At 70.2% G+C, this 21,754-nt stretch carries 16 protein-coding genes, 1 tRNA gene and 1 pseudogene; 9 read left to right on the forward strand and 9 right to left on the reverse strand.

Going from position 1 to position 21,754, the window contains the following annotated elements:
- The first annotated feature begins 102 nt into the window (after positions 1 to 102).
- The 5 genes from AB0M92_RS14915 to AB0M92_RS14935 all read left to right on the forward strand — a co-directional run bounded on the left by AB0M92_RS14915 (position 103) and on the right by AB0M92_RS14935 (position 5,900).
- Positions 103 to 1,338: a branched-chain amino acid ABC transporter substrate-binding protein gene (locus tag AB0M92_RS14915; RefSeq protein WP_366102527.1), complete on the forward strand. Its 1,236-nt coding sequence runs from the start codon at positions 103 to 105 to the stop codon at positions 1,336 to 1,338.
- 110 nt (positions 1,339 to 1,448) lie between these two features.
- On the forward strand, positions 1,449 to 2,381 hold the full coding sequence (locus tag AB0M92_RS14920) for a branched-chain amino acid ABC transporter permease (protein WP_030155821.1): 933 nt from the start codon (positions 1,449 to 1,451) through the stop codon (positions 2,379 to 2,381).
- A gap of 5 nt (positions 2,382 to 2,386) precedes the next feature.
- Positions 2,387 to 4,123 carry a branched-chain amino acid ABC transporter permease gene (locus tag AB0M92_RS14925; protein ID WP_366102528.1) on the forward strand — a complete coding sequence of 579 codons (1,737 nt, stop codon included), beginning with the start codon at positions 2,387 to 2,389 and terminating at the stop codon, positions 4,121 to 4,123.
- Positions 4,124 to 4,128: 5 nt separating this feature from the next.
- A complete protein-coding gene (locus tag AB0M92_RS14930) occupies positions 4,129 to 5,187 on the forward strand; it encodes an ABC transporter ATP-binding protein (RefSeq protein WP_366102529.1) in 1,059 nt (352 codons plus the stop codon).
- Positions 5,184 to 5,900, forward strand: coding sequence for an ABC transporter ATP-binding protein (locus AB0M92_RS14935; RefSeq protein ID WP_048477793.1), 717 nt, complete (start codon positions 5,184 to 5,186; stop codon positions 5,898 to 5,900). The genes AB0M92_RS14930 and AB0M92_RS14935 overlap by 4 nt, the downstream gene beginning before the upstream one ends.
- Positions 5,901 to 5,969: 69 nt before the next feature.
- On the opposite strand, the gene AB0M92_RS14940 is transcribed toward AB0M92_RS14935, so the two are convergent.
- On the reverse strand, positions 5,970 to 6,644 hold the full coding sequence (locus AB0M92_RS14940) for a response regulator (protein WP_051696134.1): 675 nt from the start codon (positions 6,642 to 6,644) through the stop codon (positions 5,970 to 5,972).
- A 75-nt stretch (positions 6,645 to 6,719) separates the two neighbouring features.
- On the opposite strand from AB0M92_RS14940, the gene AB0M92_RS14945 reads away from it, so the two are divergent.
- A tRNA-Leu gene (locus AB0M92_RS14945) sits at positions 6,720 to 6,794 on the forward strand.
- Positions 6,795 to 6,904: 110 nt separating this feature from the next.
- Positions 6,905 to 7,503 (forward strand): annotated as a pseudogene (locus AB0M92_RS14950) (helix-turn-helix domain-containing protein).
- Positions 7,504 to 7,569: 66 nt separating this feature from the next.
- On the opposite strand, the gene pyk reads toward AB0M92_RS14950, so the two are convergent.
- The 4 genes from pyk to AB0M92_RS14970 form a co-directional block, all read right to left on the reverse strand.
- Positions 7,570 to 8,997, reverse strand: a complete 1,428-nt coding sequence (gene pyk, locus AB0M92_RS14955) for a pyruvate kinase (protein ID WP_366102530.1) — start codon at positions 8,995 to 8,997, stop codon at positions 7,570 to 7,572.
- Between the two features lie 151 nt (positions 8,998 to 9,148).
- Entirely contained in the window at positions 9,149 to 9,676 is a 528-nt protein-coding gene (locus tag AB0M92_RS14960; protein ID WP_366102531.1) for a GNAT family N-acetyltransferase, read from the reverse strand.
- Positions 9,673 to 10,371: an SIMPL domain-containing protein gene (locus tag AB0M92_RS14965; RefSeq protein ID WP_366102532.1), complete on the reverse strand. Its 699-nt coding sequence runs from the start codon at positions 10,369 to 10,371 to the stop codon at positions 9,673 to 9,675. The genes AB0M92_RS14960 and AB0M92_RS14965 overlap by 4 nt, the downstream gene beginning before the upstream one ends.
- Positions 10,368 to 13,205, reverse strand: a complete 2,838-nt coding sequence (locus tag AB0M92_RS14970; RefSeq protein ID WP_366102533.1) for a LuxR C-terminal-related transcriptional regulator — start codon at positions 13,203 to 13,205, stop codon at positions 10,368 to 10,370. The genes AB0M92_RS14965 and AB0M92_RS14970 overlap by 4 nt, the downstream gene beginning before the upstream one ends.
- Positions 13,206 to 13,360: 155 nt before the next feature.
- On the opposite strand from AB0M92_RS14970, the gene AB0M92_RS14975 reads away from it, so the two are divergent.
- Positions 13,361 to 14,053, forward strand: a complete 693-nt coding sequence (locus tag AB0M92_RS14975) for an alpha/beta hydrolase (protein WP_366102534.1) — start codon at positions 13,361 to 13,363, stop codon at positions 14,051 to 14,053.
- A gap of 61 nt (positions 14,054 to 14,114) precedes the next feature.
- On the opposite strand, the gene AB0M92_RS14980 is transcribed toward AB0M92_RS14975, so the two are convergent.
- Positions 14,115 to 15,377 (reverse strand): family 16 glycosylhydrolase, encoded by a 1,263-nt coding sequence (locus AB0M92_RS14980; protein ID WP_366102535.1) that lies wholly within the window; start codon positions 15,375 to 15,377, stop codon positions 14,115 to 14,117.
- 172 nt (positions 15,378 to 15,549) lie between these two features.
- On the opposite strand from AB0M92_RS14980, the gene AB0M92_RS14985 reads away from it, so the two are divergent.
- Positions 15,550 to 17,349, forward strand: coding sequence for a 5'-nucleotidase C-terminal domain-containing protein (locus tag AB0M92_RS14985; protein WP_366102536.1), 1,800 nt, complete (start codon positions 15,550 to 15,552; stop codon positions 17,347 to 17,349).
- A 67-nt stretch (positions 17,350 to 17,416) separates the two neighbouring features.
- On the opposite strand, the gene AB0M92_RS14990 is transcribed toward AB0M92_RS14985, so the two are convergent.
- From AB0M92_RS14990 to AB0M92_RS15000, 3 genes are all read right to left on the reverse strand, one after another.
- Complete coding sequence (locus tag AB0M92_RS14990) at positions 17,417 to 18,565, reverse strand: ALF repeat-containing protein (RefSeq protein ID WP_366102537.1); 1,149 nt, start codon at positions 18,563 to 18,565, stop codon at positions 17,417 to 17,419.
- 140 nt (positions 18,566 to 18,705) lie between these two features.
- Positions 18,706 to 20,115, reverse strand: coding sequence for a SidA/IucD/PvdA family monooxygenase (locus AB0M92_RS14995; RefSeq protein WP_366102538.1), 1,410 nt, complete (start codon positions 20,113 to 20,115; stop codon positions 18,706 to 18,708).
- Positions 20,112 to 21,533: an aminotransferase class V-fold PLP-dependent enzyme gene (locus tag AB0M92_RS15000; protein WP_366102539.1), complete on the reverse strand. Its 1,422-nt coding sequence runs from the start codon at positions 21,531 to 21,533 to the stop codon at positions 20,112 to 20,114. The genes AB0M92_RS14995 and AB0M92_RS15000 overlap by 4 nt, the downstream gene beginning before the upstream one ends.
- Positions 21,534 to 21,754 lie beyond the last annotated feature (221 nt).

Raw genomic sequence — 21,754 nt, forward strand, 5'->3', positions numbered from 1 at the left:
GCGCCGCAGGGCGCAACCCAGCACGGCCGTGGACATCCCAGTGCGGCCCGGCGACCCAACGGCACCTCATATGAGGGGGCCGCGCCAGGGAAAGGAAGAATCGTGCGACACCGTTCTTTGCTCGTCCTCACCACCGTGATCACCACGGGAGCACTGACCCTCACCGCTTGCGGTTCGCGCGACGAGGCGAAGGGCGGGGACAAGGCCGACGGCTCCAAGACCGTCGTCGTCATCGGCGTGGACGCCCCCCTCACCGGCTCGCTCTCCGCGCTCGGCCAGGGCATCAAGAACTCGGTCGACCTCGCGGCCAAGACGGCCAACAAGAACAACGAGGTCCCCGGGATCGAGTTCAAGGTCGAAGCCCTCGACGACCAGGCGGTCCCCGCCTCCGGCCAGGCCAACGCCACCAAGCTCGTCGGCAACAAGGACGTCGTCGGCGTCGTCGGCCCGCTGAACTCCGGCGTCGCGCAGCAGATGCAGGGCGTCTTCGCCTCCGCCAACCTCGCGCAGGTCTCCCCCGCCAACACCAACCCCGCGCTCAGCCAGGGCGACAACTGGGGCAAGGGCGAGTTCAAGCGCCCCTTCAAGACCTACTTCCGCACCGCCGCCACCGACGTGGTCCAGGGCAAGTTCGCCGCCCAGTACCTCTTCAAGGACGCCGGCAAGAAGAAGGTCTTCGTCGTCGACGACAAGCAGACCTACGGCGCCGGCCTCGCCGCGATCTTCTCCGACGAGTTCAAGAAGCTCGGCGGCGAGGTCGTCGGCACCGACCACGTCACCGTGAAGGAGACCGACTTCTCCTCCACCGCCGACAAGGTCAAGGCCTCCGGCGCCGACTCCGTCTACTTCGGCGGCCAGTACCCCGAGGGCGGCCTCCTCGCCGACCAGATCAAGAAGGCCGGAGCCAACATCCCGCTCATGGGCGGCGACGGCATCCAGGACCCCGCCTTCATCACCGCCTCCGGCGAGGCCAACGAGGGCGACCTCTCCACCTCGATCGGCTACCCGGTCGAGAAGCTGCCCACCGCCAAGACCTTCATCGCCGACTACCAGGCCGGTGGCTACAAGGACCCGTACGCGGCCTACGGCGGCTACTCCTACGACGCCGGCTGGTCCGTCGTCCAGGCCGTCAAGGCCGTCGTCGCCGCCAACAACGGCAAGCTCCCCACCGACGCCCGCGCCAAGGTCGTCGAGGCCCTCGGCAAGGTGTCCTTCGAGGGCGTGACCGGCAAGGTCGCCTTCGACGAGTACGGCGACACCACCAACAAGCAGCTCACGGTCTACAAGGTCGAGGGCGGCAAGTGGGTCGACGTCAAGAGCGACACGTTCAACCAGTAATCCCGTAGGACCCCGCAACACCAGCCTCACCTGAACCAAACCCACCGCGCGAGGGCGCAACAGCGCCCTCGCGCGGAGTCTTATCCGACACGCTCATCGGAGGCCCTGCGGTGCACGAACTGCCGCAACAGCTGGCCAACGGCCTTGCCCTCGGTGCCCTTTATGGCCTCATAGCCATCGGGTACACCATGGTCTACGGCATCGTCCAGCTCATCAACTTCGCCCACGGCGAGATCTTCATGATCGGCGGCTTCGGCGCGCTCACCGCCTACGCCGCCCTCCCGACCGGCACCTCCCTGCTGATCGCGATCCCCGTCATGATCGTCGGAGGCGCACTCGCCTCCGTCGCCGTAGCCACCGCAGCCGAACGCTTCGCGTACCGTCCCCTGCGCAGCGCTCCCCGGCTCGCCCCCCTCATCACCGCAATCGGCCTCTCGATCGCGCTCCAGCAGCTCGTCTGGCAGTTCTACCCGGACGCCAAGAAGGCCGTCAGCTTCCCCGAGTTCAAGGGCGAAGCCTTCAAGATCACCGACAGCCTGGCCATCCAGCGCGCGGACCTCTTCGTCCTCATCCTCGCCCCGCTCTGCATGCTCGCCCTCGGCATCTTCGTCCAGAAGAGCCGCAGCGGCCGCGCCATGCAGGCCACCGCGCAGGACCCCGACACCGCGAAGCTCATGGGCATCAACACCGACCGCATCATCGTCATGGCCTTCGCCATCGGTGCCGCGTTCGCCGCCGTCGCCGCCGTCGCCTACGGCCTCGACAAGGGCCAGATCAACTTCGAGATGGGCTTCATCCTCGGCCTCAAGGCCTTCACCGCAGCCGTCCTCGGCGGCATCGGCAACATCTACGGAGCCATGGTCGGCGGCGTCGTCCTCGGCCTCGCCGAAGCCCTGTCGATCGCCTACATCGAAGACATCCCCGGCATGTCGCAGCTCGGCGGTGGAGCCTGGTCCAACGTCTGGGCGTTCGTACTCCTCATCGTCGTCCTCCTCGTGCGGCCACAAGGCCTGCTCGGTGAGCGCGTCGCGGATCGGGCGTGAGAACCATGACCAACGAAGCAACCCTCCCGCTCGAAGGCGAAGCCAGCGTCAGCGCCGGCCTCTCCCGCACCGCGCTCCTCTACGGGATCATCGGCGGAAGCCTGCTGACCGTCGTCAGCGCCTTCCTCTCCTGGACCTGGACCGCCGAGTTCCCCGGTGACCTCACCTACTACGGCAGCCCGGCCCCCATCCAGTTCGTCAGCCTCGCCGGAGCCGTCCTCACCCTCCTCTACGCGCTCTCCGCGCTCGGAGTGAAGGGCCTCGGCTGGCTCGCCCCCACGGGCTCCCGCAAGGCCATCCAGTTCCTGGCCTTCGGCAACTTCCTGGCCACCGGATTCACGGTCGTCGCCATCACCGTCGTGCTCGGTGGCGTCATCAACCTCGAACCCGGCGCCTACGCCGCCTTCGTCGGCTCGCTCATCCCGGCCCTGCTCTCGCTCAAGCTCGGCGACGACAGCCACAAGGCGGCCCCCGCCAAGAAGCTGCCCTCCTGGGCCGAGATCCTCGTCATCATCGGCGTCTTCGCCCTCGGTCTCTACGTCGTCACCTACGGCATCGACACCGACGACAAGGAACCGCAGCTCTTCGTCGCGTACATGATCACGGTTGGCGCCGCGGCGCTCGCCCTGCTCAAGTCCGGTCTCCTCGACCGGTTCAGCGCCATCACCGCGAAGAACCGCCAGGTCACCCTCATCGGTACCGCGGCCGCCGCGATCACCTTCCCGTTCATCCAGCAGAGCGGCGACACGTACACGCTCATCGCGGTGAACATCCTGATCTTCGCGACCGTCGCCCTCGGCCTCAACGTCGTCGTCGGCCTCGCTGGCCTCCTCGACCTCGGTTACGTCGCCTTCCTCGGCGTCGGCGCCTACGCCGCGGCCCTGGTCTCCGGAAGCACCGCCTCCGCCTTCGGCTTCCAGCTCCCCTTCTGGGCAGCGGTCATCGTCGGCGCCCTCGCCTCGCTCATCTTCGGCGTGGTCATCGGAGCCCCGACCCTGCGCCTGCGCGGCGACTACCTCGCCATCGTCACCCTCGGCTTCGGAGAAATCTTCCGCATCGCCATGGGCAACCTCGACGGCACCTCCGGCCCCGACATCACCAACGGCCCCAACGGCATCCCCAACATCCCCCACCTCGAACTCTTCGGGTGGAACTTCGGGGAGTCGCACAACGTCGGCGGCATCGTCCTCGGCGCCTACGCCAACTACTACTTCCTGATGCTGCTCGTGATGGCGCTCGTCATCCTGGTCTTCGCCCGCGCCGGCAACAGCCGCATCGGCCGCGCCTGGGTCGCCATCCGCGAGGACGAGACCGCCGCCGAAGCCATGGGCATCAACGGCTTCAAGGTCAAGCTCATCGCCTTCGCCCTCGGCGCCACCCTCGCCGGCCTCGCCGGCACCGTCCAGGCACACGTCAACAGCACGGTCGTCCCCGAGAACTACGTCTTCGCCGGGCCCGTCCCGCCGAACTCCGCGTTCCTCCTCGCCGCCGTCATCCTCGGCGGCATGGGCACCATCCGCGGCCCCATCCTCGGCGCCGCACTGCTCTTCCTGATCCCCGCGAAGCTGGCCTTCCTCCAGGACTACCAGCTCCTCGCGTTCGGCATCGCCCTCATCCTGCTCATGCGCTTCCGCCCCGAAGGCCTCATCGCCAACAAGCGCGCGCAGCTCGAATACCACGACGAAGAGACGACTGACCAGGCTGCCCCCGCGGACCTGGCCACCGCCAAGGCGGGTGCGTGAACACCATGACCACCACCACAGACACCACCACGGCGACGACCACCACCGTCCTCGAAGCCAGCGGCGTCACCATGCGCTTCGGCGGCCTCACCGCCGTCAAGGGCGTCGACCTCAAGGTCAACGCGGGCGAGATCGTCGGCCTCATCGGCCCCAACGGCGCCGGCAAGACCACCTTCTTCAACTGCCTCACCGGGCTGTACGTCCCCACCGAGGGCACCGTCAGCTACAAGGGCACGGTCCTGCCGCCCAAGCCCCACCTGGTCACCAGCGCCGGCATCGCCCGCACCTTCCAGAACATCCGGCTCTTCCACAACATGACCGTGCTGGAGAACGTCCTCGTCGGACGCCACACCCGCACCAAGGAAGGCCTCTGGTCCGCCCTCCTGCGCGGCCCCGGCTTCAAGAAGGCCGAAGCCGCCAGCGAGGCACGGGCGATGGAGCTCCTGGAGTTCATCGGCCTGGAGAAGAAGGCCCAGCACCTCGCCAAGAACCTCCCCTACGGCGAGCAGCGCAAGCTGGAGATCGCCCGCGCCCTCGCCAGCGACCCCGGCCTCATCCTCCTGGACGAGCCCACCGCCGGCATGAACCCGCAGGAGACCCGCGCGGCCGAAGAACTCATCTTCGCCATCCGGGACATGGGCATCGCCGTACTCGTCATCGAGCACGACATGCGCTTCATCTTCAACCTCTGCGACCGCGTCGCCTGCCTCGTCCAGGGCGAAAAGCTCATCGAGGGCACCGCGGCCGAGGTCCAGGGCGACGAGCGCGTCATCGCCGCCTACCTCGGAGAGCCCTTCGAGGGCGACCCGGGCGCGGCCGAGGACGCCGCCGTCGAAGCCGCCGAGCAGAACGCGGCGGCCGAAGCCGAGGCGGAGACCGAGACGGAAGCCGCGACCGAGACCGAGGCACCGGCGGCGGCCGAGACCGACGCGGCACCGGCCACCGAGCCGGACACGGACGCCGAACCGGCAGCGGACACCGAGCCGGCAGCGGACGCCGAACCGGCCGCCGAACCGGCCGCCGACTCGGACAGCACCACCAGCACGGACGGAGAGGCCAAGTGACCGCACTGCTAGAGGTCAAGGACCTCAAGGTCGCCTACGGCAAGATCGAAGCCGTCAAGGGCATCTCCTTCGAGGTCAACGAAGGCGAGATCGTCTGCCTCGTCGGCACCAACGGCGCCGGCAAGACCACCACCCTGCGCACCCTCTCCGGCCTCCTCAAGCCCGTCGGCGGCACCGTCACCTTCGACGGCAAGCCGCTCGCACAGGTCCCCGCCCACAAGATCGTCTCCCTGGGCCTCGCCCACTCCCCCGAGGGACGCCACATCTTCCCCCGGCTGACGATCGCCGAAAACCTCCAGCTCGGCGCCTTCCTGCGCACCGACAAGGAGGGCATCGAAAAGGACGTCGAGCGCGCCTACGAGATGTTCCCCATCCTGGGCGAACGCCGAAAGCAGGCCGCCGGCACCCTCTCGGGCGGCGAGCAGCAGATGCTCGCCATGGGCCGGGCCCTCATGTCCCGCCCCAAGCTGCTCATGCTGGACGAGCCCTCCATGGGTCTCTCCCCCCTCATGATGCAGAAGATCATGGCGACCATCGCCGAACTCAAGGCCACCGGGACCACCATCCTGCTCGTCGAGCAGAACGCCCAGGCCGCCCTCTCGCTGGCCGACCAGGCCCACGTGATGGAGATCGGCAAGATCGTGCTCAGCGGCTCCGGCCAGGAGCTCCTGCACAACGAGGACGTCCGCAAGGCGTACCTCGGCGAGGACTGAGCTCCCCCGCACACACGTGAGGCCCGCCACCGGAAACGGTGGCGGGCCTCACGCATTCGCGGAAACGAACTACTTCGCGGCGTTCTTCTTCTCCTCGGCGTCCTCGATGACCGCCTCGGCGACCTGCTGCATCGACATGCGGCGGTCCATGGACGTCTTCTGGATCCACCGGAACGCGGCCGGCTCGGTCAGCCCGTACTGCGTCTGCAGGATGCTCTTGGCCCGGTCCACGAGCTTGCGCGTCTCCAGCCGCAGCGAGAGGTCCGCGACCTCCTTCTCCAGCGCCTTCAGCTCCGCGAACCGCGACACCGCCATCTCGATGGCCGGCACGACGTCGCTCTTGCTGAACGGCTTCACGAGGTACGCCATGGCCCCGGCGTCCCGCGCCCGCTCGACGAGGTCGCGCTGCGAGAACGCGGTGAGCATCAGGACGGGGGCGATGGACTCCTCCGCAATCTTCTCGGCCGCGGAGATCCCGTCCAGGACGGGCATCTTCACGTCCAGGATGACCAGGTCAGGCCGGTGCTCGCGGGCCAGCTCGACGGCCGTCTGCCCGTCCCCGGCCTCACCGACGACGGAGTAGCCCTCTTCTTCGAGCATCTCCTTGAGGTCGAGACGGATGAGCGCCTCGTCCTCGGCGATGACGACGCGCGTCGTCAGCGGCGGAACGTGCGACTGGTCGGCGTCGGGCGTGGGCGTCGACTCGTGCTCGGCGGTCACGGATGGCTCCTCGTTGCGGGGCATACAAGCTCCCCCGAGCCTACCTAGCTGCGGTAAGGTGGACTCGCAGCGGGTCGGAGGAAACCTTCGATTCACTGGGCCCCGGTAGCCCAATTGGCAGCAGGCGATGGATTCAAAACCCATTCAGTGTCGGTTCGAGTCCGACCCGGGGCACTTTTCCTTCTTTTCCAAGGTCACGCGATTATCGCGTGACCTTCACTCGTTTCAGCGAAGTCCGGCGAATTGCGCCACGTGAGCGAATTGTGCGCGCCAGCGTCGACCGTATGTACGACACCGCTACCCGTATGCACGCTCTGGACCTGCTCGCCGAGGGGCGCAGCATGAACTCGGTGAGCAAGGAGACCGGGATGTCCCGTGCCGCGATCCGGGCCTGGAAGTCCCGCGTGGAGCCCCTTCCTCGCCTGCTCGCCAGCTCCCTCCCCTGCACGGCGCCCACCGACAGGGCCTCGTACGCGTACCTGTTGGGCCTCCATCTCGGCGACGGCTGCATCAGCCCGCACCCCCGCGGAGGCCACCACCTCCGTATCGCCTGTGCCGATGCACGGCCGGGACTCATCGAGCTGTGCCGCACCGCGATCAAGGCCGTCCGCCCCGGCGGCAAGGTCTATCTGCTGCAGAAGCAGGGCTGCGTCGCCGTCACCAGCTACGGACGTCACTGGACCTGCATGTTCCCGCAGCACGGTCCGCGCGGTACTTCTTCACCAACAAGTCCGACGACATCCGGAAGCTGTGCACCGACACGCTGACCGCGCTCGGCGTCGAGTGGACGGTCCTGGCCCGTGGCAGCGATCCCTTCAACGTCTCCGTCGCCCGCAAGGGCTCCGTCGCGCTCATGGACGCCCACATCGGGCCGAAGTACTAGGCGGCCGGCGTGCGGCCGTGGCCGCGTCGGGCGGGACGGGGCCCGACGCGGGGGGACTGCCTGCGGTCAGCGGACCGGGTCTCCGATGTGGTGGACGCGGACCAGGTTGGTGGAGCCGGTGACTCCGGGGGGCGAGCCGGCGGTGATGACGACGACGTCGCCGCGTACGCAGCGGCCGATGCGCAGGAGTTCTTCCTCGACCTGGGCGACCATCGCATCGGTGGAGTCGACGTGGGGGCCCAGGAACGTTTCGACGCCCCAGGTCAGGTTGAGCTGGGATCGGGTCGCCGGGTCGGGGGTGAAGGCGAGGAGGGGGATGGGCGAGCGGTAGCGGGAGAGGCGGCGGACGGTGTCGCCGCTCTGGGTGAAGGCGACGAGGAACTTGGCGCCGAGGAAGTCGCCCATTTCGGCGGCCGCGCGGGCGACGGCTCCGCCCTGGGTGCGGGGCTTGCTGCGTTCGGTGAGCGGGGGGAGGCCCTTGGCGAGGATGTCCTCTTCGGCGGCTTCGACGATGCGGGACATCGTCTTCACGGTCTCGACGGGGTATTTGCCTACGCTGGTCTCGCCGGACAGCATGACGGCGTCGGTGCCGTCGATGATGGCGTTGGCCACGTCGGAGGCTTCGGCGCGCGTGGGCCGGGAGTTGTCGATCATCGAGTCGAGCATTTGGGTGGCGACGATGACGGGCTTGGCGTTGCGCTTGGCCAGTTTGACGGCGCGCTTCTGGACGATCGGGACTTGTTCGAGGGGCATTTCGACGCCGAGGTCGCCGCGGGCGACCATGATGCCGTCGAAGGCGGCGACGATGTCGTCGATGTTTTCGACGGCCTGGGGCTTTTCGATCTTCGCGATGACGGGGAGGCGGCGGCCTTCCTCGTCCATGATGCGGTGGACGTCTTCGATGTCGCGGCCGCTGCGGACGAAGGACAGGGCGATGACGTCGGCGCCGGTGCGCAGGGCCCAGCGGAGGTCGTCGATGTCCTTTTCGGAGAGGGCGGGGACGGAGACGGCGACGCCGGGGAGGTTGAGTCCCTTGTGGTCGGAGACCATGCCGCCTTCGATGACGAGGGTCTGGACGCGGGGGCCGTCGACTGCGGTGACTTCGAGGGTGACGCGGCCGTCGTCGACGAGGATGCGTTCGCCGGTGGTGACGTCTGTGGCGAGGCCCTTGTAGGTGGTTCCGCAGGTGTGGCGGTCGCCTTCGAGGTCTTCGACGGTGATGGTGAATTCGTCGCCGCGTTCAAGGAGTACGGGGCCTTCGGCGAATCGGCCGAGGCGGATCTTCGGGCCTTGAAGGTCTGCGAGGACGCCGACGCTGCGGCCGGTTTCGTCGGAGGCTTTGCGTACGCGCTGGTAGCGCTCCTCGTGTTCGGCGTAGGTGCCGTGGCTGAGGTTGAGGCGGGCGATGTCCATTCCGGCTTCGACCAGGGCTTTGATCTGGTCGTATGAGTCGGTGGCGGGGCCCAGGGTACATACGATTTTTGCTCGGCGCATGGGGCGAGCGTATGCCCCTACCAGGCAGTAGGAAATTGGTTCCGGGTGTCCACTCAACAACCTTTGGGCGAAAGCTTGTTGACAATTGTTGAATGTGCATGGGGGTGCTCTGATGAGCACCCCCGGGGGCTTGCCGGTGCGCGTTTTTCGATCAGTTCGCGGGGGTCAGTGGGCGCTCGTGGCGGATGCCGGGCCGGCCGTCGACGGTCAGGGGCTCGACCTGGGTGAATCCGTTGCGCCGGAGCACGGCCATGGAGCCCGGGTTGTCCAGGGTGGTGACGGCGATGAGCCGGGTGAGCCCGTACGTGGTCTGCGCGACGCGGCAGATCTCGGCGACGGCGGCGGTGGCCAGGCCGCGGCCGGCGGCGTCTTCGCCGATGCGGTAGCCGAGTTCGGCGCTGCCGTCCTCGATGTCCAGGAGGTTGACGCGGCCGGCCAGGTCGCCCTCGCGGGTGATGAGGACGTGGAAGCGGCACAGACCGGTGTCCTGTTCGGCGAGCAGGGCGCGGTGGCGGTCTGCGAACCGGGCGAAGTAGGCGTCGCCGCGGTCGGGGACGGTGCGGGCGAAGTAGGCCCGGTTGCGGCGTTCGAAGTCGAGGAGGGCCGGGGCGTGGTCGGCGCGCAGGAGTTCCAGGGTCCAGTCGCCGGGGCTCGCGGGGGTCGGGGCGGGGGTGTTCACAGTTGGGGCGGGGTCATGGTGAATCGGGCGTTCACCTGGGCGTACACGGTTTGGCGCTGGGGTTCGAGGTCGAGGGGCGGGGCGGTTTCCTCGGAGGCGCTGAAGGCCATGGTGCGCATGCCGCCTCCGGGGGCGGGCGGGTAGGCGGGGGCGTTTTCGGCGCCCAGGTCGGCGAGTTCGACGAGGGCGGCGAGTTGGGCGCCGAGGGCGCCGGCGTATTCGCGGGCCCGTTGGACGGCTTCGAGCACGGCTTGGCGGCGGGCTTCGCCGTGGGCGGGTGAGGTGGGGCGCAGGGCCCACCAGGGGCCGTCGACGCTGGTGAGTTCGAGGTCGGCGAGGCGGGTGGTGAGTTCGCCGAGGGCGGTGAAGTCGCTGAGTTCTGCGGTGATGTGGACGCGGCCGTGGTAGGCGCGGATGCGTTCGGCGCGGCCGTGGCGGGTGAGTTCGGGGTTGATGGAGAAGGCGCCGGTTTCGAGTTTTTCGACGGCGTCGCCGTAGCTCTTGACGAGGTCGAGGACGGTGTTGTTGCGGCGGGTGAGGTCTTCGAGTGCGGTGCGCCGGTCGGTGCCCCGGGCGGTGACGGTGATGCCGATGCGGGCGATTTCGGGGTCGACTTCGAGGCGGGCTTCGCCGCGTACGGCGACGCGGGGTACTTCGGGGGTTCCGTAGGGCTGGGGTGCGGGGTCCTGGGTCATGGTTTCACTGTCGCATTGTCGTCGGGGGTGTGGTGCGTGGGTGTTGCCAGCGCGTCGCGGAGGGCGGCTCGGGAGGTGATGCCGAGTTTGGGGAAGAGCTGGTGGAGGTGGGTGGAGACGGTGCGCGGGGAGAGGTGGAGGCGTTCGCCGATTTGTTTGTTGGTGAGGCCTGCGGCGGCGAGGTGGGCGATTTCGCGTTGTTGTGGGGTGAGGGAGGCGGTTCCGGCGTTGTGGGTGTGGGCGGCGGGTTCTCCTGTGGCCCGGAGTTCGGTTGCGGCGCGGGCGGCCCAGGGTCGGGCGCCGAGGCGTTGGAAGGTGTCGAGTGCGTCGGTGAGGTGGGTGCGGGCTTCGGTGGTGGCTCGTGTGCGTCGCAGGTGTTCTCCGTAGGCGAGGCGGACGCGGGCGTGGTCGAAGGGCCAGCGGTCGGCGGTGGGGGTGGAGAGCGCTCTCCGGAAGTGTTCGCGGGCGTGTGGTTCGGGGGTGGTGAGCGCGGCCGACGCTTCGACGATCATGCGGAGTCGGGGCGAGATGGCGGCGATGCCCGCCTCGTGTGCGGCGGTGGCGTGGGCTGCGGCTTCGCCGTGACGTCCGGTTCTGACGGCGGCTTCGACGAGGTCCATGACGAGGAAGAGGGCGGTGGGGACGTGGGGGGCGAGTTCGCCGGCGGGGCTGACCGCGCTGGCGTGCCGGTAGGCCTCCTCGTAGCGGCCTTGGCCGAGTGCGGCGAGGGTTTTGGCGTGGGAGGCGCCGGAGAGGGCGAAGCCGACGCGGCGGGGTGCGGCCCACAGGGTCATCTCGTCGGTGAGGGCCCGGGTTGCGGCGGTGTCCCCGCGGGCGGCGGCGACGAGGGCGCGCTGGTAGGTGTAGTCCGTGGTGAGCAGCTGGTAGTTGTGGGTGGCGCTGAGGCGTCGTCCTTGCTCGGTGTGTTCGTCGAGCTGGTCCCAGTCGCCGGCGGCGAAGCAGTCGCGGCTGAGGAAGACGAGGCCTTGGAGTTCGAGGGTGATGGCGCTGGTGTCGCGTCCGTCGCGCAGGACGCGTCGTAATGCGGTGCGGCAGTCGGCGAGGCGGTCTGCGTACATGGCGGCCATGGCGGTGCGGATGATGTGGACGGGGTCGGTTTCCCGGTCGAGGGTGGCGATGGTCTCGTCGAGGAGGGCGAGTGCGGCCGGTGCGGTGCGGGCGGGGTCGGCGATGGTGGCGAGGGTGAGGGCGAGGCGGTCGGGGATGTGTGGGGTGAGGAGGGCGGTGGCCCGGTCGAGGGGTTTCCACAGTTCGGGGCGTTGGGCGCCGTGGCAGACCCAGGCGAGGGTGTGGAGCGCGTCGATCATGGTGGTGTCGGTGGCGTCGTAGGGCTGGTGCTGCATGTCGATGGCGCCGGTGAGGAGGCGGTGTGCGGTGTCGAGGTCGCCTTCGCCGCTGAGGAGCAGGTGGTGTGCGGCGGCGACGGCCGCGGCGAGGGGTCCGGCGCGGCCGCCGTCGGCTCGGCGGGCGTCTTCGAGGAGTCTGGGTACGTCGCGCAGGTCGCCGGTGAGGTCGGCGCCGAGGTAGGCGGCTTCGGAGATGCGGCGGCTGCGTTGTCGGCCGCGGCTGAGGTCGGCGGCGCGCAGGAGGGCGGCGATGGCTCCGTCGGCGTCTCCGCGTCGCAGGACGGCGTGGGCGGTCTGTTCGAGGAGGGTGGCGACGTGTTCGTCGGGTTCGACGGTGGCTTGGGCGAGGTGCCAGGCGTGGCGTTCGGGCCGGTCGGCGGTGTGGTCGGCGAGTGCGCGGTGGGTGCGGCGGCGTTGGTCGCTGGTGGAGAGTTCGACGACGGCGGATCGGGTGAGGGGGTGGCGGAAGGTGAGGCGGCCGGTGGTGTCGTCGACGTGGACGAGTCCTGCGCGTTCGGCGTGGGCGAGCTCTTCGATGCCTGCGGGTCCGGCCCCGATGTGAGTGGCGGCGGCTTGGAGGGTGTGGAGGTCTCCGGTGCCGTCGAGTACGGCGCACAGGAGCAGGAGCCGGGTGGTGGGCGGCAGGGCCTCGATGCGGGCCGCGAAGAGGGTCTGGAGGCGGCGGCCGAGCGGGAGGACTTCGGGGATGGCGGTGGTGGTGCGCCTGGTGCCGGTGAGGGCGATGGGCAGCTCCAGGAGTGCCAGGGGGTTGCCTTGGGCTTCGGAGAGGAGGCGGGTGCGGACCCGGGGTGTGAGGGTGGGGAAGCGGTCTTTGACCAGTTCTTCGGCGGCGGCGGGGTCGAGGGGGCGCAGGTGGTGGGTGGTGATGCCGCCGCCGTCGAAGAAGCCGCCTTCGTCGGACCGGTAGGCGCCGAGGAAGCCGACGCGGCCGGTGCCGGTGCCCGGGCCGGCGGCACCGCCGGAGTCGGCGTCCGCACCGGTGCCGGCGCGCAGGCGGCGGGCGACGAGGCCCATGACGAGGGCGCTGGCGCGGTCGAGCCGGGGCAGGTCGTCGACGATGAGGAGCAGGGGGCGCCGTGTTCCTGCCTGGGCGAGGAGGGCTGAGACGGCGTTGGACACCATCAGGTGGTGGGGTGGTGCGCCGTGCTCCAGGCCGAGGGCCACGCTGAGGGCGCTGCGGTAGGGGGTGTGGAGGGCGTGGAGTCCGTCCAGGAGCGGGTGGAGGGTCTGGTGGAGGCCGGCGTAGCCGACGGCGCTTTCGAACTCGACGCCGGCGGCTCGGGCGACGCGTGTGTTCGCGGCGTGGGCGTGCACGGCGGCCGCGTCGAGGAGTTCCGTCTTCCCGACTCCGGCGTCTCCCGACAGCAGGAGGGCTCCCCCGGAGAGCCTGGCCCGGTCGACGAATTCGCGGATCAGTTCGAGGTCGTCTGCACGTCCGGTCAACATGTGTCCCCCTGCGCCTCTCCCCCGAAGCCCTGTCACTTTATGCCGTTTCTGCGTCTCCCTACGTCATTTGACAGAAGCGGCCGAAAGCGGTGCGCGGCTAGCCTCGGCTCGCTTCGAGACAACGGCCGTCCCACACAAAGGTGTAGGTGAAGGTGATGAGCGCAGATGCGCCGATCCGCAACGTCGTGCTCGTCCACGGTGCGTTCGTGGACGGTTCGGGCTGGCAGGCGGTGTACGACCGTCTGGTGGGCGAGGGTTATCGGGTGAGCGTGGTCCAGCACCCGACGCTGGACCTGGAGGGTGATGTCGCGGCCACGCGGCAGGTGATCGACGCGCAGGACGGTCCGGTGGTCCTGGTCGGCCACTCGTACGGGGGTGTGATCATCAGTGAGGCGGGCCGGCACGAGGCGGTGGCGCGTCTGGTCTATGTCGCGGCTTTCGCGCCGGACAAGGGCGAGTCGGTGAACTCGCTGATCGCCGATCCGCCGCCGGGTGCGCCGGTGCCGCCGATCCTGCCGCCGCGGGACGGTTTCCTGGTCCTGGACCGTGAGCGGTTCGCGGAGGCGTTCGCGGGTGATCTGCCGCCCGAGCAGGCCGCGTTCATGGCGGATGCGCAGCTGCCGTGGGGCATGGAGGCGCTCACGGGGGCGGTCGCGGAGCCGGCGTGGCGTTCGAAGCCGAGCTGGTACCTGGTGTCGACGCAGGACCGGATGATCCCGCCGCCGGCGCAGCGGGCGATGGCGGAGCGGATCGGGGCGACGGTGGTGGAGGTCCCGGCGAGCCATTCGGTGTACGCGTCCCGGCCCGATGAGGTCGCCGGCCTGATCGGGCGGGCGGCCGGGGCCTAGCGGGCGCTGCCGGGCCCGCGCCGCCGCGCAGCGGGGCCCGGCGTGCTCCGGAAGGCGCCTCCTAGTCCGGCAGGTTCCACTTCTGGTTGGGGGTGCCGCCGCAGGTGCGGATCTGCAGGCGGGTCGCGTTCGCCGGGTTGTTGCCTGTGACGTCGAGGCACTTGTCGGCCTGCGGGTTGACGATGTCGCGGGCGGCGGGCAGGGCCCAGCGTTGTGCGGGGGTGCCGTTGCAGTCGTAGAGCTGTACGGGGGTGCCGGCGGCGGTGCCGCCGCTGGTCACGTCGAGGCATTTGCCGAGGGCCCGCAGGGTTCCGTCGGCGGCGAGGGTCCATTGCTGGGCGGGGGTGCCGTTGCAGTCGTACAGCTGCACGGGGGTGCCGTTGGCGGTGTTGCCGCCGGCGACGTCGACGCATTTGCCGGCGAGGCCGGTGATCGGGCCGGTGCGGCCGGTGCCGGTGTCGGAGGTGGTGACCCGTACGTGGTCGACGACGAGCTGCTGGGGGAAGGCGGTGCCGCCGTCGGGGTCGCCGGGCCAGTAACCGCCGACGGCGAGGTTGAGGATGAGGAAGAACGGCTTGTTGAAGGCCCAGGTGCGGCCGCCGAGGTCGGCGGGGGTGCGGCGCTGGTAGACGGCGCCGTCGACGGACCAGCTGATGGAGTCGGGGGCCCAGTCGACGGCGAAGGTGTGGAAGGCGTCGGCGAAGGCCTGGCCGCCGGGGAGGGTGTGGGCGGCGCCGATGCCGCCGGAGCCGGAGTATCCGGGGCCGTGGATCGTTCCGTGGATGGTGGAGGGTTCGAATCCGACGTTCTCCATGACGTCGATCTCGCCGGAGTCGGGCCAGCCGACCTGGCCGATGTCGTTGCCGAGCATCCAGAACGCGGGCCACATCCCCTGGCCGCGCGGGACCTTGAGCCTGGCTTCGACGTGGCCGTACGCCTGGGTGAAGCGGCCGGAGGTGTTGAGCCGGGCGGAGGTGTACTCGCACCGCCCGTACCAGCAGTCGTAGTTGCCGGGGTTCTCGCGTCGGGCGGTGATCACGAGGTGGCCCTGGCCGTCGAGGGCGGCGTTGCGGTTGCCCGCCGTGTAGTACTGCCGTTCGTGGTTGCTGACGTTGTCGCCGGTCTCGGTCTGCCATTTGCCGGGGTCGGCGGCCGCTCCGGCCGGCCCGTCGAATTCGTCGGAGAACGTGGCCGCGGCGGCGGCCGCGACTGCGGTGGTGGGGGGTTCCGCGGCGCCGGTGGGCGGGGCGGCGAGGCCGCTCCAGCAGAGCAGGGCGAGGGCGCCGAGCGTGGTGCGGCGGCGCCAGGTGGTGCGCATGACCATGCCATCACATCAATTCACGTGGGGGGACTCACCTCAACTGCCTTAGTTCAATGCTTGATTGAAGGCTCATGACGGTGCCGCGTCAAGACATCGGCACCGGGCGGGGGTGTTGCGCCTCGGACCCATCGGTCAGAATCTACGCGCGTTGTTCACGCCGATAAGGGGAGATGGCATGGCGTTCGACCGTAGGAAGTTTCTGGGCACTTCGGCCGCGACGGGTGCGGCCGTCGCGCTGACGGGGGCCGCCGGCACTCCGGCCGCCGCGGCCGAGGCGTCCGCGCAGCACGGGCAGCACACGTACTCGTTCACGGTGATGGGCACGACCGACCTGCACGGAAACGTTTTCAACTGGGACTACTTCACCGACAAGGAGTTCGACGACAAGGCGCACAACGACGTCGGCCTCGCGAAGATCTCGACGCTCGTGAACCAGGTGCGCGCGCAGAAGGGGCGCCGCAACACCCTGATGATCGACGCCGGCGACACCATCCAGGGCACGCAGCTGTCCTACTACTACGCGAAGGTGGACCCGATCACCGCGCGCCGCGGGCCGGTGCACCCGATGGCGCAGGCGATGAACGCGATCGGCTACGACGCGGCGGCGCTCGGGAACCACGAGTTCAACTACGGCATCCCGGTGCTCCGCAAGTTCGAGGAGCAGTGCGACTTCCCGCTCCTCGGCGCGAACGCGCTCGACGCGAAGACGCTGCGCCCCGCCTTCGCCCCGTACAGCATGCACCGGCTGCGCACCCCGCACGGGCGGGACGTGAAGGTGGCCGTGCTGGGGCTGACGAACCCGGGCATCGCCATCTGGGACAAGGCGAACGTCCAGGGCAAGATGACCTTCCCCGGCCTGGAGGAGCAGGCGGCGAAGTACGTGCCCAAGCTGCGCTCCATGGGCGCGGACGTGGTGATCGTGTCCGCGCACTCCGGTTCGAGCGGCACGTCCTCGTACGGTGACCAGCTGCCGTACGTCGAGAACGCGGCGGCTCTGGTGGCGGAGCAGGTGCCGGGGATCGACGCGATCCTGGTCGGGCACGCGCACACGGAGATCCCGGAGTACCGGGTGAAGAACAAGGCGACCGGCAAGGACGTGGTCCTGTCGGAGCCGCTGAAGTGGGGGCAGCGCCTGACGCTGTTCGACTTCGAGCTGACCTGGTCGAAGGGCTGCTGGTCGGTGGCGAAGGTCTCGGCGCAGGTGCTGAACTCCAACACGGTCGCCGAGGACCCGAAGATCACCCGGCTGCTGTCGGACGAGCACCGCAAGGTCGTGGCGTACGTCAACCAGGTGATCGGTACGTCGACGCAGGCGATGTCCTCGGCGGAGGGCCCGGTCAAGGACGTCGCGATCATCGACCTGATCAGCCACGTGCAGGCGGAGACGGTGAAGGGGGCGCTGGCCGGTACGGAGTGGGCCTCGCTGCCGGTGCTCTCCCAGGCCTCCTGCTTCTCGCGGACGGCGGCCATCCCCGCCGGGCAGGTGACGATCAAGGACGCGGCGGGCCTGTACCCGTTCGAGAACACCCTTGAGGCGCGGCTGCTGACGGGTGCGCAGCTGAAGGACTACCTGGAGTTCTCGGCGCGGTACTACGTGCAGACGGCGGCGGGCGCCCCGGTGGACCCGGCGAAGCTGACGAACGCCGAGAACACCCCGGACTACAACTACGACGCCGTGTACGGGGTGTCGTACGACATCGACGTGGCGCAGCCGGCCGGTTCGCGGATCTCCGGGCTGTCGTTCCAGGGCAAGCCGGTGGATCCGGCGGCGCGGTTCGTGCTGGCGGTGAACAACTACCGGGCGTCGGGTGGCGGGAACTTCCCGCACGTGCCGCAGGCCAAGCAGTTGTGGGCGAACTCGGAGGAGATCCGCAACACGATCATCCAGTGGGTGAAGGCGAAGGGCACGATCGACCCGGCGCAGTTCGCCTCCGTGGACTGGAAGCTGACCCGGGGCGGGGTTGCGGTGTTCTAGGCCGAACCGGACGGGTGGCCGGTCGCGGTGTGCCGCGGCCGGCCCCCCGTTCGTGGTGCGGGTGCGGTCAGCCGTTGGCGCCGGCGCGGCGCATCCGGGCGGCGAGCAGCAGTCCGGCGCCCGCGACGAGCGCGGTGCCCGCGCCGCCCGCGATCAGGGTGGTGTCGCCCGCGCCCGTGGTGGCGAGGGGGGCGCCGCTGTGGCCCTGGGCGGTGGTGGCGGTGTTGCCGGTGGTCGCGGCTCCGGTACCGGAGCCCGTGCCGGATCCGTTGCCCTTGGTGTCGCCGTCCTTGCCGGGGGTGGGCTTCTCCTTGTCCTTGGCGGCCTTGTCCTTGGCGCGGGCCTCGTACTGGCCCGTCTTGAGGAACTCGGTCCGGTCCGCGGCGGTGCCCGCGAGCGCTGCGCGGCCCGCCTTGACGAGTTCCGGACCGCCACCGTCGATGATCTTGGCGATGGCGACGCGGTTGTCCTGGTCGCGCAGCTCGTACTGGGTCACTTCCAGGAAGTGGCGCAGCTCGGCGGGGGTGGGCGATCCGTTCATGAGCTTGCTGATCGCCTCGCTGAGGATCGGGCCGTCCCAGCTTTCGTCGATGCGGGCCAGTTCGACCAGGTCGTCCGAGGCCTGGGCGAGGAAACGGCCGGTCTTCAGGAACTGCGCGCGGTCGGCGGGGGTGCCCTTGAGGGCCTTCTTGCCGGCTTCCTTCACGGCCGGGCCGCCGGTGCCGATCAGGCGGGAGATCTCGACCTGGTTGTCTTCGTCGCGCAGCTCGTGCTGGGTGACGTCGTAGAAGTGGCGCAGCTTCTCGATGGTGTCGCCGTCGTCGAGGACCTTGTTGATGCCCTCCTTCAGGCCGGGTCCGGCGTCCTTGAGGAGGCGGAGGATCAGGATGCGGTAGTCGTCCATGCGGATCTTGTGCTGGTCGACTTCGATGAACTTGCGCATGGCCTGAGGGCCGTCGGCGATGGCCTTGCGGCCGGCTTCCTGCATGTACTCGCTGGCCATCGGGTCGGCGATGATCGCGAGGATGGTCTTGCGGTCCTCTTCGGCCTGATCGGGCACCGTGTGGTCGGGCACGGCCTGGTCAGGTGCGGTCGGTGCCGGCTGCTTGCCGGCGGCCGGGGCGTCGGAGCCGGCGGCGAACGCCGGTGACGCCATGAAAACGGCCGGAGCAAGGGCGGCGGTGGTCACCGCTGCGGCGATCCGGGAAAACTTCACAGACAAAACCCCCTGGAAACGTTTCTTCGACAGAAGAGACGTTCGACCTGTGCAGGAGGTTGTACCGGAGACGTTCCCGCCCCGAGTGGTGGCCTCGCGGCGTGCGGGGGCGGGGTCCGGTCACCGGACGGCGGGACCGCTCAGGGGTGGTCGACGAGGGGGCGGAGTTCGCCCGCCGGGCGGGGGCGGGTGTGCTCCCTCTGTGCGAGGCCGAAGGTGGTGAAGGCCGTGCGGGCGGGCTGCGGGTAGGCCTCCTTGCCGGTGAGGGTGTTCAGGATGGCGGCGCTGCGCCAGGCGGCGAGTCCGAGGTCGGGGGCGCCGACACCGTGGCTGTGGCGTTCGCCGTTCTGGACGAAGATGGCGCCGGTGACGCTGGGGTCGAGGATCATGCGGTGGCGTTCGTCGATCCGGGGCCGGCCGGAGGAGTCCTTGCGCAGGTACGGGTCGAGGCCGGCGAGGAGGCTGGTGAGCGGGCGTTCGCGGTAGCCGGTGGCGAGGACGACCGCGTCGGTGGTGAGCCGGGAGCGGGTGCCCTGCTGGGCGTGGTCGAGGTGGAGTTCGACCTTGGTGGTGGCGACGCGGCCGGCGGTGCGGACGCTCACTCCGGGGGTCAGGACCGTGTCGGGCCAGCCTCCGTCGAGGGTGCGCCGGTAGAGCTCCTCGTGGATGGCGGCGATGGTGCCTGCGTCGATGCCCTTGTGGAGCTGCCACTGCGCGGGGACGAGCTGGTCGCGTACGGGCTCGGGCAGGGCGTGGAAGTAGCGGGTGTAGTCGGGCGTGAAGTGTTCCAGGCCCAGCTTCGAGTACTCCATGGGCGCGAAGGACGGCGTACGGGCGAGCCAGGTGAGGCGTTCGCGGCCGGCGGGGCGGGAGCGGAGCAGGTCGAGGAAGACCTCGGCTCCGGACTGGCCGGATCCGATCACCGTGACGTGTTCGGCGCCGAGGATGCGCTGCCGGTTGTCGAGGTAGTCGGCGGAGTGGATGACGGGGACGGCCGGGGCTTCGGCGAGGGGGCGCAGCGGTTCGGGGACGTAGGGGGCGGTGCCGATGCCGAGGGCGAGGTTGCGGGTGTAGGTGCGGCCGAGGGCCACGGCTTCGCCGTCGGTGTCGAGCTGGGTGTAGTCGACTTCGAAGAGGTCGCGTTCGGGGTTCCAGCGGACGGCGTCGACCTGGTGGCCGAAGTGGAGTCCGGGCAGGCGTCCGGCGACCCAGCGGCAGTAGGCGTCGTACTCGGCGCGCTGGATGTGGAACTGCTCGGCGAAGTAGAAGGGGAAGAGCCGTTCCTTGTGCCGGAGGTAGTTGAGGAAGGTCCAGGGGCTGGTGGGGTTGGCGAGGGTGACGAGGTCGGCGAGGAAGGGGACTTGGAGGGTCGTCCCGTCGATGAGCAGCCCGGGGTGCCAGCGGAAGTCGTGGCGCTGGTCGTAGAAGGCGATGGCGAGTTCGCCTGCTCCCTGGTCCGGGAGGCCCTGGGCGAGGGCCGCGAGGGACAGGTTGAAGGGACCGATGCCGATTCCGACGAGGTCGTGGGGTGCATCGAGCTGGGCGGTCATCGGTGGCTGCTGCCTTCCAGGAGGGTGACGAGGATGTCCAGGTCCCGTGTCGTGGTGTGGGGGTTGAGCAGGGTGGCCTTGAGCCAGAGGCGGCCGTCGGCGGTGGCGCGGCCGAGTACGGCGTGGCCTGCGTGCAGGAGGGTGCGGCGCAGGGCGGCGAGGTCGGTGTCGTCGGTGTGGGTGGGGCGGAAGAGGACGGTGCTGATGGTGGGGGGTGCGTGGAGTTCGAAGCGGGGGTGTGCGTCGAGGAGGCGGGCGAGGTGCTGGGCGAGTTCGCAGGTGCGGTCGATGAGGTGGGCGAGGCCGTCGCGGCCCAGTGAGCGCAGGGTGGCGGCGATCTTGAGGGCGTCGGGACGGCGGGTGGTGCGCAGGGAGCGGCCGAGGAGGTCGGGCAGCCCCGCTTCGGTGTCGTCGGGGGCGTTGAGGTAGTCGGCCTGGTGGGCGAGGGGGGCCAGCAGGGCGGTGTCGGGGACGGCGAGGAGGCCCGCGGCCACGGGCTGCCAGCCGAGTTTGTGCAGGTCGATGGTGAGGGAGTGGGCGCGGGCCAGGCCTGCGAGGCGGGGGCGGTGGCGGGGGCTGAGGGCGAGGAGGCCGCCGTAGGCGGCGTCGACGTGGAGGTCGGCGCCGTGGCGTTCGCACAGGTCGGCGATGGGTTCGAGGGGGTCGATGAGCCCGGCGTCGGTGGTGCCGGCGGTGGCGGTGACGAGGACCGGCCCGGTGGCGGCGGCCAGGGCTTCGGCGAGGCGGGCCGGGTCGAGGGTGCCGGCGGGGGTGGGCAGGGAGGTGGCGGCGGGCAGGCCGAGGAGCCAGGCGGCGCGGGGGACGGAGTGGTGGGCGTTGGCGCCGTGGAGGACGGTCAGGCCCGGTCCGTGGCGTTCGCGGGCGAGGAGCAGGGCGAGTTGGTTGGCTTCGGTGCCGCCGGTGGTGACGAGGGCGTCGGGGCGGGGGGTGTCGTAGAACTCGCCGGCGAGGGCCCGGGTGAGGAGGGCTTCGATCGCGGAGGCGGCGGGGGCCTGGTCCCAGGAGTCGAGGGAGGGGTTGAGCGCGGAGGCGGCGAGGTCGGCGGCGGCCGCGACGGCGAGGGGCGGGCCGTGCAGGTGGGCGGCGCACAGGGGGTCGGCGGGGTCGGCGGCCCCGGCGGCGAGGGTGTGGACGAGGGTCCGCAGCGCCTCGTGGTCGCCGTGCCCCTTGTCGGGGAGTACGTCGCCGAGCGCAGCGGCGACCCGGGCCGCGAGGGCGTCGGGGCCGCCGGCCGGGATCGGTCCGCGGCGCTCCTCGGCTCCGCTGTGCAGCGCTTCGAGGACGGTGTCGAGGAGGGGCCGCAGGGCCTCGGGGCCGGGGCGGCCGCCGGCGAGCGGGTGCGCCGGGAGTGCGGGCGGCGCGGGGGGTGCGGGCGGGGTGCCGGGCGGCGCGGTCATGCGGTGTCCTCACGGGAACGGGTCTGCGGCAGGGGGCCGGCCCTGTCGTGGGGTGCCTGGCGGCGGGCGCTGCTGCGGTGACAGCCTGGGGGCCCGACCTGTACAACGATCAGACCCGAATGGGGTAACCGCCGGGGTTTGTCCACTTGTCGCTCTTCGTGCGGCGGTGTTCTTCGTGCGGCGGCGGTCCTCGTGCGGCGGGCGGTCCTCGTGCGGCGGCT

Origin of the sequence: Streptomyces sp. NPDC051582 (assembly GCF_040681715.1) — a bacterium.
In the GTDB taxonomy this organism is placed as follows: domain Bacteria; phylum Actinomycetota; class Actinomycetes; order Streptomycetales; family Streptomycetaceae; genus Streptomyces.

Bases quoted from the DNA above. Each gene is read 5' to 3' on its own strand.
- AB0M92_RS15000 (WP_366102539.1), bottom strand. From the start codon at position 21,533: ATGACCGCGCCGCCCGGCACCCCGCCCGCACCCCCCGCGCCGCCCGCA.
- AB0M92_RS14965 (WP_366102532.1), bottom strand. From the start codon at position 10,371: ATGACCCAGGACCCCGCACCCCAGCCCTACGGAACCCCCGAAGTACCC.
- AB0M92_RS14980 (WP_366102535.1), bottom strand. From the start codon at position 15,377: ATGGTCATGCGCACCACCTGGCGCCGCCGCACCACGCTCGGCGCCCTC.
- AB0M92_RS14970 (WP_366102533.1), bottom strand. From the start codon at position 13,205: ATGTTGACCGGACGTGCAGACGACCTCGAACTGATCCGCGAATTCGTC.
- AB0M92_RS14930 (WP_366102529.1), top strand. From the start codon at position 4,129: ATGACCACCACCACAGACACCACCACGGCGACGACCACCACCGTCCTC.
- AB0M92_RS14975 (WP_366102534.1), top strand. From the start codon at position 13,361: ATGAGCGCAGATGCGCCGATCCGCAACGTCGTGCTCGTCCACGGTGCG.
- AB0M92_RS14940 (WP_051696134.1), bottom strand. From the start codon at position 6,644: ATGCCCCGCAACGAGGAGCCATCCGTGACCGCCGAGCACGAGTCGACG.
- AB0M92_RS14995 (WP_366102538.1), bottom strand. From the start codon at position 20,115: ATGACCGCCCAGCTCGATGCACCCCACGACCTCGTCGGAATCGGCATC.
- AB0M92_RS14985 (WP_366102536.1), top strand. From the start codon at position 15,550: ATGGCGTTCGACCGTAGGAAGTTTCTGGGCACTTCGGCCGCGACGGGT.
- AB0M92_RS14925 (WP_366102528.1), top strand. From the start codon at position 2,387: ATGACCAACGAAGCAACCCTCCCGCTCGAAGGCGAAGCCAGCGTCAGC.
- pyk (WP_366102530.1), bottom strand. From the start codon at position 8,997: ATGCGCCGAGCAAAAATCGTATGTACCCTGGGCCCCGCCACCGACTCA.